The following is a 14565-nucleotide window of genomic DNA, read 5'->3' on the forward strand; positions in this document are numbered from 1 at the left end:
TGTTATATTACCATTTTTTCAATCGGTACTACCAAAATTCCCTGTGCACCGGCATCCTTCAATTCCTCAATTACTTCCCAGAATTGATCCTCCGGAATCACGGAGTGAACTGATGACCAACCCTCTTCGGCCAAGGGCAGAATGGTTGGGCTTTTCATTCCAGGTATCAAACTCGTAATCTTTTCTAGGGCACCATTCGGGGCATTGAGGAGCACATATCGGTTGCTTTTACCCGTTTGCACAGCATTGATACGGAAAAGTAATTTGTCAATAATTGCCTGTTTTTCGCCGTTCAGTCCCTTGTGGCTGATCAACACGGCTTCGGAGTTGAAGATTTTCTCCACTTCCTTTAGACCATTCATCATCAGGGTAGAACCCGAGCTTACAATATCACAAATTCCTTCAGCCAAACCAATACTCGGAGCAATTTCTACCGAACCGGATATTTCATGGATTTCTGCCTGAATGTTGTTTTCAGCAAGGTAGTTTTCCAAAATACGGGGGTAGGAAGTTGCTATGTTTTTTCCGTTGAAATATTCCAGACCGGAATACTCTTGGCCTTTTGGGATTGCAAGGGAAAGGCGACACTTTGAAAATCCCAACTTATGAAGGGTTACAACTTCTTTGTTTTTTTCAACCAGTTCATTCTCTCCCACAATTCCAATATCGGCTACCCCGTCGGCTACATAGCCAGGAATATCGTCATCACGCAGGAACAAAAACTCGATGGGGAAATTGGAGGAAGGGGACTTAAGCTTCCCTCCGCCATTGTAAAATTTGATCCCACATTCTTTTAGCAAGGCTAGGGAATCTTCACTTAATCTACCGCTTTTCTGAACGGCAATACGGATAATATTTTCCATGATGGATTGGATAAGTTCAATTGTGAAATTGGAGATGGTGGTCTTTCTGAAAAGACACAGGGACAAAAGCTTAGCTTAAGCCCACAATGGGGGCGATATGTAAATAATATTCCTCTTTAAGAGGAATGATGGAAATGATGAACAGAGGCAGACGCCACTGAAAAAGTGCAAGTATAGATATGTTGCTTAGGGTTGTTCATCTGGACCAAAATTAAGTAGCTTATTTGGATTTACAAAACTTTTTAAAGCTTACTCTTCAATAATGTATTCAAAGCTATATTGTTTTGAAATGTAGACCGATATTTTGGGGATATGTGCCCTGTTTTTATTTAAAAATAAATTGAAATTATCAAAGTGAGGATTTAGAACCCTTTTTGGAGGTCCCAAGAAGATCTCATTTTGCACTCACAAACCGATTTTTGTACTGTCAGTAAGGTGACTAAATTATGGTTTTCTAATTTTTAAAAAAAAAACCGATTAAATATAAATATTACCGCTCATACCTTAAAATAAGTTGAAAAATAACTATTCTAAGATTAAATATATTTATTTCAATTTTTAAGGATCTGTAATTGTACAAAATACAAAATGTTGTAAATAGTTGATTAGGAAAATGTAAAATGTTAAAATTTGAAAAATGCAATAAATAATTTTACTTTATATTATAACTAAACTATAAACAACCTTATGAGAAAAGTTTTACTCTTTGTCCTTGCGTTTCTCGTCATGGCCGCTAACGGCCATGTTATGGCGCAACAGCAGCGGGTAGTTACCGGTACGGTAATATCCGAGGAGGACGGGGAGGGGTTGCCTGGGGCAACCATCCTCGTTAAGGGAACTTCGATCGGGACCACCACAGATTTGGATGGTAATTTCTCGATCAGCGTTCCGGCAGGCTCTAATGTCTTGATCATTTCCTATGTAGGACTCACTACACAGGAAATACCTATCGGAGATAGGAGCAATATCAACATTACTCTTGCGACGGATGCAGCACAGCTTTCGGAAGTAGTTGTGACAGCCATTGGAATCGAAAGGGATAAAAAAGCCCTTGGATATGCTGTAACTACAGTGGGTGAGGAGCTTATCACCAACAGGCCAGAAGCGGACGTGTCACGAGTATTGCAAGGTAAAGTGGCGGGTGTGAACATCACAGCTACCAATGGTACCTCTGGAGCTGGTACTAACATCATTATTCGGGGTTATTCCTCAGCCACAGGTTCCAACCAACCCTTGTTTATTGTGGATGGTGTTCCATTTAACTCTGGAACAAATGCTCAGCATTCAACGAAGGGGGTGCAACCACATCAAGTAGATTCCTTGATATTGATCCAAACAATATCGAAAGTGTAAACGTGTTGAAAGGCCTTTCCGCAACGGTTTTGTATGGTGACCAAGGTCGTAATGGTGTAGTATTGATCACTACTAAAAGTGGGGCGGCCAAAAGGAGACCTTCTGAGATCACTTTGAACCAAAGTTACTTCTCTAATACAGCGGCTTCATTACCAACTTACGGAACAGTTTATGGAAACGGTTTCCAGCAACAGCCTGGTTTCTTCTTTTCCAACTTTGGTCCTAGAATGGATCAGGGTCTCACGATAGCCCATCCAATAGCGGCCTCATCAGTGGCTAATATTCGGAACGCTTTTCCGCAATTTTTTGATGCAGATGGAAACCCGGTAAGATATGATTTCAGGGCTTATCCTGATCCAAGTGAAGTTTTCTTCAGAAGGGGCAATATTCACAACACTTCCCTACAGATGTCAGGCTCATCGGATCGTACTGGATTCAACGCCAGCTTTGGTTATACCAATGAAGAAGGTTTTATCCCTAATAACACGTTGGAGAAATTCAATTTTGGCTTGGGGGTGTCATCAGCGGTGACCGACAGAATGACGATCAATTCTTCTTTTACCTATGCCATCACAGACGTAAAATCACCGCCTGTTAATGCTGCATTCGGTTCAGGGCCGAGTGGCGGTATTCCTTCCATTTTCGCTCACGTGCTTTACACACCACGTTCGGTGGATTTGGGTGGACTTCCATATGAGAATCCTCTGGATAGAAGCTCTGTATATTTCCGTTCCGGTAACGATATCGTGAACCCGCTTTGGGCGGCTGAGTATTACAGAAATTCATCTAGGGTTAATAGGTTCTTTAACTCTACTTCCTTGAACTATGATTTCACTGATAATTTTGCTGTTACCTATCGATTAGGTTTAGATACTTATACTGAAAATCAGGAAGTAAGACTTAATCGTGGTGGCCCTTCTGACAATGCCAACGTTCAAAATGGTATTTATAGAAGCATCGATATTAGAAACACCATTTGGAACCAGGATTTGGTATTTAATTACAACACAAGGTTCTCTGATGCCATTGGTTTCAGTGCCTTATTAGGAGGTAATTATAGATATGATGTTTATGAGCAAAATGGTATTGCTTCGGTGGGTCAATTGACTTTTGACCTTTTCCGACACACTAACTTTGAAAGTTCTGCAGCAAGAGATCCATTCAGCAATCTCCCCTTAAATATTACAGAGGAGCAGAGAAGGATGGGGATTTATAGCCAGTTGACTTTGGATTACAATGATTACCTATTCTTGACTGTATTGGGAAGAAATGATTGGACTTCAACTGTGGAACAGGAAAACAGAAGAATTCTTTATCCTGGTGCATCACTTTCATTCCTTCCTACAGATGCGTTTGACTTTGCTTCATCTACATTGAACAGCTTGAAGTTAAGGGTTGGCTATGGTACTTCGGCAGGTTTTCCTGATCCTTATAGAACCAGAACCGTGATCAGCCAAAACACCAGAGGTTTTGAGCAAGGAGGCAATTTGTTTCCCACGCAAGGGTTGGGAACTGTTTTAGGAAATCCAGATCTGAAACCAGAACTTCATGAGGAAGTGGAATTTGGTGTAGAGGCAGCTCTTTTTGACAACAGATTGAGATTTGACCTTTCCTTATACCAAAAGAACACGAGGGATTTGATCACTTTTGCCCCGATTGACCCTTCGACCGGGTATATGAACACAGCTTTGAACATTGGTAGAATGAGAAACCGAGGAATGGAATTCCAGGCAACTGCGGTTCCACTGCAGACGGCTACTGGGTTCAACTGGGAGTCTATCGTAAACTTTGGCCTTTACAGACCGGTGGTTACCGAGTTGGGTGGAGGTCTTGAGGAAATCGTTGTGGCCGGTTTTGCTGATCTAGGCAACTTTGCCATAGAAGGCCGTCCATTCAACATCATCAAGGGTACCGGTTTTATCCGTGATGAGCAATCCGGACAGCCAGTGGTTTTGCCTACCGGTGACTATGGTACTGCCTCTGAACTGGTAGAATTGGGGGATCCAAACCCGGCTTGGACAGGTTCATGGATCAACACATTTCGTTACAAAGGTTTCACGCTTAATGTGATGATGGAATACCGTCACAAAGGGGTGATCATGAGTAATACCGTAACGGCAACTTTGGCCAGAGGTGTAACCAAGGATCCAGTGGTGGACAGAGAAATGACTTTTATTCTACCTGGAGTGAAAGAAGACGGTTCGGTTAACGATATCCAAGTAACTGCTTCCAACTACTTCTTTAATAATTATCACTCAGGTCCAGATGAAGCCAACGTATTTGACGGAAGTACTGTGAGACTAAGAGAACTTTCTTTTGGCTATGATCTTCCTGAGGCACTTTTGGGCAGAACTCCATTCAAGAGAGCTTCTGTGGCACTCAGCGGTACCAACCTTTGGTTTAGAGCACTTAATTTCCCCCCAAACATGAACTTTGATACTGATGTGTTGGGTCTTGGTGTGGGCAACGGTTTGGGTTTTGACTTCGTGACAGGCCCTAGCTCAAGAAGAATCGGTGGTACACTAACCCTTACATTCTAACCAGTAAATGAGCATGAATATGAAATCGAAAATACTAAGTTTAGTGATGGGGCTTTCGCTTGTGCTGGTATGTTCTTGTGATCTCGACCTGCTCGATGATCCAAACGTACCAACTCAGGAAAATGCCTCCCCGGAATTTCTGCTTAACCAAGTCCAGGTTCAATTTGCAGACTTTTTCAATACCACAGGTAATATAGGAATGAGGTTGACACGAATGATTAATCAACCTTCTAATACCTACCAGCAAGCCTGGATTCCCCAATCCTTCAATGAAATTTGGAGTATAGGGTATGTGGATGTGTTGAACAACATAGCTTTGATTGAGACTCTTGTTGCGGACAGCGAGGTACCTAACGACCGTCATTTAGCTATTGCCCAAACCTTAAAGGCTTATACCTTGATGACCCTAGTGGATAATTTTGGTGATGTACCTTGGAGCCAAGCGTTGGACAATACCAACTTCAGCCCACAAGCAGACGACGGTGAATCAGTTTACCAAGCTGCTTTTGATGCACTTCAGATAGCAAGAGCTAATTTTACATCTGATTTGCCTCCAGTACAGCCAACTGATCTTTACTATGGTAGAAATTATGACAGGTGGTTAAGATTGGTAAATACCTTGGAATTGAAATATCACCTCAACAGAAGGTTGATCGATCCAGCAGGTTCCACTGCGGCTATCAACGCTCTGATATCAGGAGGGGATTTGATGCAAGAAGGGGATGATTTTTACTTCCAATATGGGACTAGTTTGAATGACCCTGATTCCAGACACCCACGGTTTGCTATTGACTATACCTCAGGTGGTAACGATTATCAGTCAACGTGGTACATGTGGCATTTGACTGAAGAAGGATTCAAAGGCTTCAATGATCCAAGGGTAAGATATTACCTTTACCGTCAAGTAACGGCCAATCCGACTGACCCTGATAAATTGAGATGTATCAGTGAGCTGCCTCCGGCACATTACCTGATTGGGGGCTTCCCATTCTGTCTCCCAGGCGATAGAGGCTATTGGGGAAGAGACCATCTTAACCCAGAAGGTATCCCGCCGGATAACTTGGAAAGAACTGTTTGGGGATTGTACCCTGCAGGCGGTAGGTTTGACAACAACTCCGCTTCACCTGTGAACAACCCACTTTTGGGTAATCAAGGTGGGGGCATTCAACCTATCATGCTAGCAGCATTCAATGATTTTATGCTTTCGGAAGCGGTTCATACTTTGGGTACCACTGGGGATGCTAGAGAGTATCTACTGTCTGGCATCAGCAAGCATATGAACTTTGTGCGCTCCTGGTCCATGACTACCAACGAAGCTGACGTGATCGAAGGGTTCCAAACTCCAGAAGCTTTTGCTACTGCGGTGACCAACTACCTCAATTATGTAGGTGGTCAATTCGACACTGCAGCGGGAGATGGTAGAATGCGTGTAATTGCCAGAGAGTATTGGTTATCGCTATATGGCAACGGGATAGAAGCTTATAACCTATACAGAAGAACCGGTCAGCCTGACAACATGCAACCTGGTTTGCTTCCTCAATTTGGTACCTTCCCACGTTCCTATTTGTATCCCAACAACTACCTAACAACCAATGCGAATGCTTCTCAGCGGGCATTTACGGATAGGGTGTTTTGGGATACTAATGCAGCTGACTTCATTGATTAACCTAAAATAGAACAACGATGAAAAAAATATTATATACAAAAGGGTTATTGCTGGCTTTGATAGGAGTAATGGCCTCTTGCGTGGATTTCGTTGACCCTAATATTCCGTACAAGGATTTTGATACGGGAGCTTACTTGCGGACAATTGAAAGAAGCAGCATAACATTTTCCTACGATGACCTCAATGATGTTTTTGATGTGGAAAACTCAAATTTTGCATTGATCTTGGAGGCAGTTGATGCCCAAGATGGCTTAACCGTTGAGTCGGTTGAAATACGTGCTAGGCATAGGAGACTTATTCCTGGTGTGGGATTGGAATATAGACCTGCATTGGAACAAGAGGATCCAGTTGTTAGAACCCTCTCACCGGCGGACTTTGGTCCAGCTGAAGGTACTCGATTCTTAAGAACCAATTTCACCATTCCTGCTGCTGAAGTTCTTGCGGCTTTAGGCATGACTGCTGCTGATGTTAACAGAGGTGATGTTTTTGAGATGAGACTGGTGCTAGTAGATAACCAAGGTCGAAGATTCTCAAATAACAACAGAAGCTCAGATGTGGCTGGTGGCTTCTTCTATGATTCACCATTCCAGTACAATGTTAATGTGGTATGTCCATCTGAATTGGGAGGGACTTTCACCTACACTACAACCAATGCTGTGCCAGCAGCTGCAGGATGTGCACCATCTGTTTCTGGTGAGGTGACTATAGAGCCTGTAGCAGGAATTCCAGGGCAATATTCCATTACCGATGTTTCCTTCGGGGTATTTGCCTGCGCTTATGGAGATACACCTCCGGGCGGTTCTGTAAGACTATCAGATTCTTGCGGATCCTTAAGTTTTACCGGTACGGATAAATACGGCGACGCATACGACATGGTGTTTGTAAGCAATGATGGGACAAACTTGACCTTCAACTGGACCAACACTTGGGGAGATGGTGGAACAACAACACTTACCGCTCCAGAAGGATTCTGGCCAGCTAACTTAAGAACAGACTAACTCTAGTAAACTTTTCTTTTTATAAAAGGCAATCTCGGTAGAGGTTGCTTTTTTCATTATTACTTAATACTAAGATGGATCATTATATGAGAGGATATCCTTATTCCTATTAGTAATTCATTAAAAAAAAAAAACGTCTTTTTCGGAAAAGAAAAAGACGTTAAATTATTCGGCTGTCTTCGGTCTCCGGTCTCCTAAACCATAAACTTTCCGCGCAGCGGAAAAATAAACCATAAACCAACCTATCCTCCAGATTTTTTGGCCTTGTACCCGGCTGCTTGCAGGACTTGGAGAATTTTGTCCCTATGATCACCTTGGATGAGGATTTCACCGTCTTTCACGCTTCCTCCCACGCCACATTTGTTCTTAAGCATTTTTCCCAGATCCTTCAGGGCATCATCAGAGCCTACAAACCCGGTAACCAAACTTACCTGCTTGCCTCCTCGGGATTTCTTTTCCAGCATGACCTTGAGGATTTGCTGCTGGGGAGGGAGGGTCTCTTGATCCTGGTCATCATCTTGGTCAAATTCAAAGTCCTCATTGGTGCTATACACCATTCCTCCTCTATCTTTCCAGTCGTTCTTTTTCTTCTTTCCCATCTGGCACTTCATTATTCATCATTCGACATTCATCATTCGATATTTCCGGAACAAAGTTCTCGTAATTCTTCGTACGAAGTACTTCCTATCTTTTTCTCATCGTCCACACTGGTCTCTTGGCGTGATTGACCACGTCTTCGGCGATGCTGCCGGAGATTAGGTGCATGAAGCCTGTTCGTCCATGGGTGGCCATGGCAATCATGTCAGCATTGATGTCATCAGCATACTCAATGATGCCCTCTTCTTCTGAACTGCTGTTGTAAATTTCTACTTGAACATTGGAGATTCCCAATTTTTCAACAAACTTTTTAATCCTGCTTTTGGAGTCTCTGCTGTTTTCAAACAGGCTTGGCGTATTTACTTTTACCATACAGATTTCAGCTCCCAAGAGAGTTTGAAGGTCTTTCAATTCTATTATGATATCGGAATCTTCCTCATCGTTGAAGTCGCTGGCAAATACTATCTTTTTTATTTCCTCGGCTTTAATCGGGTTTTTGACTGTAATCACAGGACATTTGGAGTGCCTTACCACTTTTTCGGTGTTGCTACCAATCAGAAGTTCTTCAATGCCGCTGGAACCCTTTGAGCCCATAATCACCAAGTCAGCTTTTACTTCGGTCACCTCATTACTGATACCTGCATATGGATTGCCAAACATCAACCTGGTAGAAAACTCATAAGGTGCATTTTGGTATAAGGTATCGATTTCGGCTATCTGCTTCTTTCGTTTTTCCACTAGCTCAATCATGAAAACATTGTTGATTTCATTATCTGCCATGTTGATTTCACCCATAGTGTTGAAACTTTGAGTGGTGGGAAGCTCCACTATATGTAGCAATTTAAGCTTACATTTGGCTTTGGTAGCCAAATCTTTTGCAAATTCAAAAGCGTTGATAGCCTCTTGAGAAAAATCGTAGGGTACTAAAATCGTTTTCATCTGGTTGTGTTTAGTGTTACAGCCTTAATTTACAATAATTCTACCAAATTTACCCCTACACCAAATGCCAAAACCCAAAGTAAGGTAGAAATCGCCATTTTTTTTAAAAAAGGATCAAGCTTGTCCGAACTGATTTCCCTATTTACCCCCCTTCCAACTTTTAACATCAAAGGCAAAACTAGCAGGGCGGCTATTCCTCCCCAAGCATTTTCTAACAACACATAAAGTATAAGGAAAGCATTGCCTCCAAGGATAAGGGCCCAATTGTACCGAATAGCAGCCTCACGGCCAATTCTAACTGGGATAGATCTTTTTCCAGCCTGTTGGTCACTTTTAATGTCTCTGATATTGTTAATATTCAACACCGCCGTACTAAAAAGTCCCAGTGAAATGGCAGGCAAAAGTGTAGGGACATGAAAGTCCAATGCATGGAGAAAATAGGTACCCAGCACCCCCGTTAAACCGAAAAATAGAAAAACGGAAATATCTCCCAAGCCCACATATCCATATGGGTTTGAGCCGGAAGTATAAGTAATGGCCGCAAGGATGGCCAGTAAACCAAGTCCCACAAAGGCGGCAAACATCACCCAACTGGCAAGCGACACATATAATAAAAGTAACCCACTTAGAAATGAAAGCCCTGCGAAAATGTACATGGCGACCTTCATTTCTGCCAAAGGGATGATTCCTGATTGGACAGCCCTTATCGGCCCTTCACGATCAGCACTGTCAGCCCCATGTACAGAGTCCCCATAATCATTGGCTAAATTGGATAATATTTGGAGTAAGGTAGTGGTGAGGGCGGCTAGGATAAATACCTCCCATCTATATGTACCATAAAAATAGGCCATAAAGCTGGCCATCAGAATACTGGATAAAGCAAGAGGCAATGTTCTCAGCCGCAAGGCATGTAGCCAGGCTTCCCGTTTGCTGGTTAATTTTATTTCCACGGTTAATAGGGACTTAAACCTGCCAGGATTATGGAATAACCGAGACCTGCCAGGTTTCTTTTATTTTTATTCAAACCTGCCAGGTCTATTAATTTTTACGAGACCTGCCAGGTTTTTTTATTAAGCTTCTATGTGCTTTGTTATTTCCTTATCCATCGGACTAACCGAACTAGGGAAGAACTCAATCAACTCACCATTTTCATCCACAAGATATTTGCAGAAATTCCACGATGGCTCTTTGTCGTTCCAGCCGTTCATATCCTTGTCGGAAAGCCATCTATACAGGGGATGCTTGTCAACTCCCTTAACTGAGATCTTTTCAAACATAGGGAAAGTCACACCATAATTTTCAGAACAAAATGCTTTGATATCATCCTCGGTGCCTGGTTCCTGTCCACCGAAATTGTTGGCTGGGAAACCTAGAACCATCAAATCATCACCATGTTTTTCATGAAGTTCCTGCAGTTTAGCGTATTGGGGGGTGTAACCACATTTGGAGGCCACATTCACCAGCAAAACTTTTTTTCCTTTGAAATCAGCAAAGCTTACTTCCTTGCCATCGATGTCATTCAATTTAAAATCATGAAATTCTTTTGCCATAATCATGTCATCTAAACTGACCACTGAAGCTTCCACAGTTTCCTCTGTGGTAGAGGTATTCCCCTGGCACCCAAAAGCTAGCAAGGCGAATAATATAATTAACTTGTTCATATCAATATTTTATGGTACAAAGTACCAAGTACCAAGTACCAAGTAGACCCATACATGACGCTTAGTACAATAATTTACATTCGATCCGGTACTCTCACACCCAACAACTTCATTCCAGCTTTAAGTGTTTTGGCAACCTGGTCGGAAAGTGCAACCCTGAATGACTGCACTAACGCGTCTCCTTCATTAAATATAGGTAATTCCGCATAGAAACGGTTGTATTCCTTAGCCAAATCAAACATGTATTGAGCTATGATGGAAGGAGCCAGGTCTTCTCCAGCCTGACGGATCTTCTTCTCGAAATCATTGAGCACGATGATCAAATCTTGCTCAGAAGGCTCAATCTTTTCCAGTTGGGAAAAGTCTGCAGTTTTATAGTCTACTCCAATCTGGTCGGCCTTTCTTAAAATTGCAGAAATTCTCGCATGGCTATATTGGATAAATGGACCGGTATTGCCTTGGAATTCAATAGATTCCTGGGGGTTGAAAAGCATCCGCTTCTTAGGATCCACTTTCAACAGGAAGTACTTTAATGCCCCCATGCCCAAGATTTCATAAAGCTCTTTTGCTTGCTCCTCTGAGAATCCATCAATCTTGCCCAGTTCTTTGGTGTGGCCTTCGGCGGTGTCGATCATTTCCTGCATCAGGTCATCGGCATCCACCACGGTTCCTTCCCTGGACTTCATCTTTCCAGTAGGCAAATCTACCATTCCATAAGAAAGGTGGTACAGGCCATCGCCGTAAGGTCTTCCAAGTTTACGCATGATTTTGAATAGGACATCAAAATGGTAATCCTGCTCATTGCCCACTACATAAACAGACTTGTCCAAGATGAAATCTTTATACTTCAAGTCTGCCGTGCCCATATCCTGGGTGATATATACGGAGGTGCCATCACCTCTGAGTACAAGCTTTTCATCCAGACCCTCCTCAGAAAGGTCAACCCATACGCTTCCGTTTTCTTTTTTATAAAATATGTTTTTTTCTAAGCCTTCCTCAACGATATCCTTGCCTAAAAGATAGGTATCCGACTCATAGTAGAATTTGTCGAAAAGTACGCCCATGCGCTTGTACGTGTCGTTGAATCCTTGATAAACCCACTGATTCATCTGGTTCCACAGGTCCACAGTATCTTTGTCTCCAGCTTCCCATTTGCGGAGCATTTCTTGAGCTTCCATCATCCAAGGAGCCATACTTTTAGCCATTTCCTCAGATTGGCCACTTTCCTTAAGTTCACCTACCTGCCTCTTATATTCCCGATCAAAGGCTACATAATATTTCCCTGCTAAGTGATCACCTTTCAATCCTGCAGATTCTGGTGTTTCACCGTTGGCCAGATGCTTATAGGCGACCATTGACTTACAAATGTGGATACCACGGTCATTCACCAAGTTGGCTTTGATCACTTCGTAACCGTTAGCTGCAAGGATTTCAGAGATGGAGAAACCTAGGAAGTTGTTTCTCAAATGGCCTAAATGTAGTGGCTTGTTGGTGTTTGGACTGCTGTATTCCACCATGACCTTTTGGCCGTTGGAAGGAAGTTGGGCTACATTTTCCTTAGAATATAGCTTCTGAAATACATCCACCCACAGATTTTCTTCCACCACTAGGTTCAAGAATCCTTTTACCACATTGAAGTCCTTTACTGCAGCACTATTGTCCTTGAGGTATTGCCCTACCAATGTGCCACTCTGCTCCGGGTTGGATTTGGTGACCTTTAAGAAGGGAAACATCACAAAGGTATATGTGCCTTCAAATTCCTTCCTGGTAGGCTGCAGGGAAATAGAAGATGGCTCAACTTGGTGGTCAAACAATGCGCTGAAGGCAGCGGAAATGTCTTGTAAAATCTGTTCTTGAATTGTCATGGTGTTTAATTCCGCTAAATGCGGGGTTATAGCTATAAAAATTAAAAATTCTTTTCTAATGATCTGGTTGTGGCCTCTAGCACTTCAAAAGCATTTTCGGCCATGAGGTTTTCTGTGTCAAGGGTAGGGTTGACTTCCACGATTTCCCAGCAACAAACCCTTTTGTCCTTGATTAGCTCCACGTTTAGGGAAATGGCCTCCTCAACATTAATGCCATTGGGTACCGGGGTGCCAGTGCCTACAGAAATTGAGCTGTCCATGGAATCCACATCAAAGGAAATGTAAATTTGTTCACAGTCCTTCAAACGCTCAAGAGCCTTTTTCGCTGTTTCTTTTATTCCAATTCTTTTTACCTCATCAGTCTTTATATTCAGTACGTTATGCTTTTTGATGAGGTAGTTTTCCGGTTCCTCTGTGTCTCGCACGGATATGAAGACAATATCCTCAGGGGCAATTTTTGGCTCAGTTCCTCCGATGCTTTTTATTTTCTCCCAGTAGAGGATGGTTTCTTCAGAAGGATCGTTGACTTTACAATCAAGGTTGTCAAGGCCCATACACATGGCCAGTGGCATGCCGTGCATGTTGCCTGATGGGGTAGTGTATGGTGTATGCATATCCGCGTGGGCATCGATCCAGATCACTCCAAGACGCTTCGAAGGATCAGCTGCCTTTATAGCCATGATGGTCCCGGCGGCGGTGGAATGATCTCCGGCCAAGACAATGGGGAATTTCTTTTCATCCCTCAGAGGCTTGATGGTATTATATACGTTGTTCAATACCTCATATACTCCATCAATGTACTTGGCGTGGGGAAATTTATTGTTTTTCCACAGGTAATTATTGGCGTCTGGGACGTTGATTGGGTCAAACTTGGTGAAAAAGTTGGAGTGCTTGTCAAGGCTTGCGATTTTCAATGCATCTATACCAAGGCTTGCTCCCCTGGTGCCTGCAGCGATCTCTGATCTCACCTCAACTAGTTTAATGTTACGCATATAAATTGGTTTTATTCAAATCTTGTTCTTTCACATGGAAAGTAAGTGCAAAATTAGCTAAAATAGTTAGGAATAGCATAGCGGAATTGATTCTTCGTCACCGGAATAAAATTGACATTTTTATACAGAACCATCTTTTCCAGTTATGGGTTATTATGACGAAATGGCCAATTCGTAACCTAAAAAACTGCTAGTAAACTATGCGGATCCAATATTTGTCTGATCTACATTTGGAGTTTCCGGAAAATAAGGAGTATCTAAAACAAAATCCTATCAAGCCCTTGGCTGAATACCTGGTCATCGCTGGGGACCTGGTGCCTTTCCGCATAATGGATAGGTACAATGATTTTTTCGATTACCTAGCTGACCATTTCGAGCAGGTTTATTGGCTACCTGGAAATCACGAGTACTATCATTCCGATATCTTTCAGAGAAGCGGTCAAATCCACGAACAGATTCGCCCTAATGTGCACCGGATCAACAACAGGTCGGTCGGAAAAGGAGAGGTAAAGCTAGTTTTTTCCACAATGTGGACAGAAATCAAACCTCAAAACGCCTTCTTCCTCCATCAAGGTCTTACTGATTTTCATAACATTAAAAATAATGGGAAAACATTCCGCGTGGAGGATTTCAACCAACTGCATTATGAGGCTATAGGTTTTATCAAAAAAGAAGTCCCCGACGGGTTCATTGGTAAAATTATCATGGTAACCCATCATGTGCCGACCTTTCTTAATTATCCCGAAAAGTATAAATCAAATATTCTTAACGAAGGGTTTGGCGTGGAGCTATTTCCCTGGATTGAAACTCATGGTCCTGACTACTGGATCTATGGGCATCATCATACCAATACCGAGGACTTTCATATTGGGGATACCCTCATGCTAACTAACCAACTCGGCTATGTGGCAAAGGGGGAACATAAGTGTTTCCAACCCACAAAGGTGTTGGAACTTTAAATCTGGATGCATAAATTATTTTATCTTAATCTTGACCGAGCTGCCTAGTTTTTTATTTATTTTGCGCCCCGATTGGCTGGATTACCTCAGTTGGCGGCAGGTTAGGTAATTCCTGTATGGTATTTGTGGGCC

At 42.6% G+C, this 14565-nt stretch carries 12 protein-coding genes; 5 read left to right on the top strand and 7 right to left on the bottom strand.

All coding sequences use genetic code 11. From position 1 onward, the window contains the following. Positions 1-2: 2 nt before the first annotated feature. Entirely contained in the window at positions 3-863 is an 861-nt protein-coding gene (gene hisG / locus FPL27_RS08060) for an ATP phosphoribosyltransferase (RefSeq protein WP_143960604.1), read from the bottom strand. A gap of 687 nt (positions 864-1550) precedes the next feature. On the opposite strand from hisG, the gene FPL27_RS20035 reads away from it, so the two are divergent. Genes FPL27_RS20035 through FPL27_RS08075 form a run of 4 tightly spaced genes read left to right on the top strand, consistent with a single transcriptional unit; the run spans position 1551 to position 7420 of the window. After that, complete coding sequence (locus tag FPL27_RS20035; RefSeq protein WP_235893396.1) at positions 1551-2216, top strand: carboxypeptidase-like regulatory domain-containing protein; 666 nt, start codon at positions 1551-1553, stop codon at positions 2214-2216. Between the two features lie 2 nt (positions 2217-2218). Continuing rightward, positions 2219-4756: a TonB-dependent receptor domain-containing protein gene (locus tag FPL27_RS08065; protein ID WP_235893397.1), complete on the top strand. Its 2538-nt coding sequence runs from the start codon at positions 2219-2221 to the stop codon at positions 4754-4756. 19 nt (positions 4757-4775) lie between these two features. Next, positions 4776-6422: a SusD/RagB family nutrient-binding outer membrane lipoprotein gene (locus tag FPL27_RS08070; RefSeq protein WP_143960605.1), complete on the top strand. Its 1647-nt coding sequence runs from the start codon at positions 4776-4778 to the stop codon at positions 6420-6422. A 17-nt stretch (positions 6423-6439) separates the two neighbouring features. Further along, positions 6440-7420 carry a hypothetical protein gene (locus tag FPL27_RS08075; protein ID WP_143960606.1) on the top strand — a complete coding sequence of 327 codons (981 nt, stop codon included), beginning with the start codon at positions 6440-6442 and terminating at the stop codon, positions 7418-7420. Positions 7421-7662: 242 nt separating this feature from the next. On the opposite strand, the gene FPL27_RS08080 is transcribed toward FPL27_RS08075, so the two are convergent. From FPL27_RS08080 to FPL27_RS08105, 6 genes are all read right to left on the bottom strand, one after another. Beyond that, on the bottom strand, positions 7663-8019 hold the full coding sequence (locus tag FPL27_RS08080) for a translation initiation factor (RefSeq protein ID WP_143960607.1): 357 nt from the start codon (positions 8017-8019) through the stop codon (positions 7663-7665). Between the two features lie 85 nt (positions 8020-8104). Continuing rightward, a complete protein-coding gene (locus FPL27_RS08085) occupies positions 8105-8956 on the bottom strand; it encodes a universal stress protein (RefSeq protein WP_143960608.1) in 852 nt (283 codons plus the stop codon). A gap of 29 nt (positions 8957-8985) precedes the next feature. Next, the gene (locus FPL27_RS08090; protein WP_143960609.1) at positions 8986-9906 is read right to left on the bottom strand and encodes a 1,4-dihydroxy-2-naphthoate polyprenyltransferase; all 921 of its coding nucleotides are present in this window, start codon (positions 9904-9906) and stop codon (positions 8986-8988) included. A gap of 120 nt (positions 9907-10026) precedes the next feature. Further along, positions 10027-10617, bottom strand: a complete 591-nt coding sequence (locus FPL27_RS08095; protein ID WP_143960610.1) for a glutathione peroxidase — start codon at positions 10615-10617, stop codon at positions 10027-10029. Positions 10618-10691: 74 nt separating this feature from the next. Continuing rightward, a complete protein-coding gene (gene argS / locus FPL27_RS08100) occupies positions 10692-12482 on the bottom strand; it encodes an arginine--tRNA ligase (protein WP_143960611.1) in 1791 nt (596 codons plus the stop codon). Positions 12483-12523: 41 nt separating this feature from the next. Then, positions 12524-13474: an arginase gene (locus FPL27_RS08105; protein ID WP_143960612.1), complete on the bottom strand. Its 951-nt coding sequence runs from the start codon at positions 13472-13474 to the stop codon at positions 12524-12526. A gap of 200 nt (positions 13475-13674) precedes the next feature. Here FPL27_RS08105 and FPL27_RS08110 point away from each other — a divergent pair, with 200 nt between their 5' ends. Next, the gene (locus FPL27_RS08110) at positions 13675-14433 is read left to right on the top strand and encodes a metallophosphoesterase (protein WP_143960613.1); all 759 of its coding nucleotides are present in this window, start codon (positions 13675-13677) and stop codon (positions 14431-14433) included. The last annotated feature ends 132 nt before the right edge of the window (positions 14434-14565 follow it).

It is taken from the genome of Litoribacter populi (assembly GCF_007483685.1).
GTDB lineage: Bacteria > Bacteroidota > Bacteroidia > Cytophagales > Cyclobacteriaceae > Litoribacter > Litoribacter populi.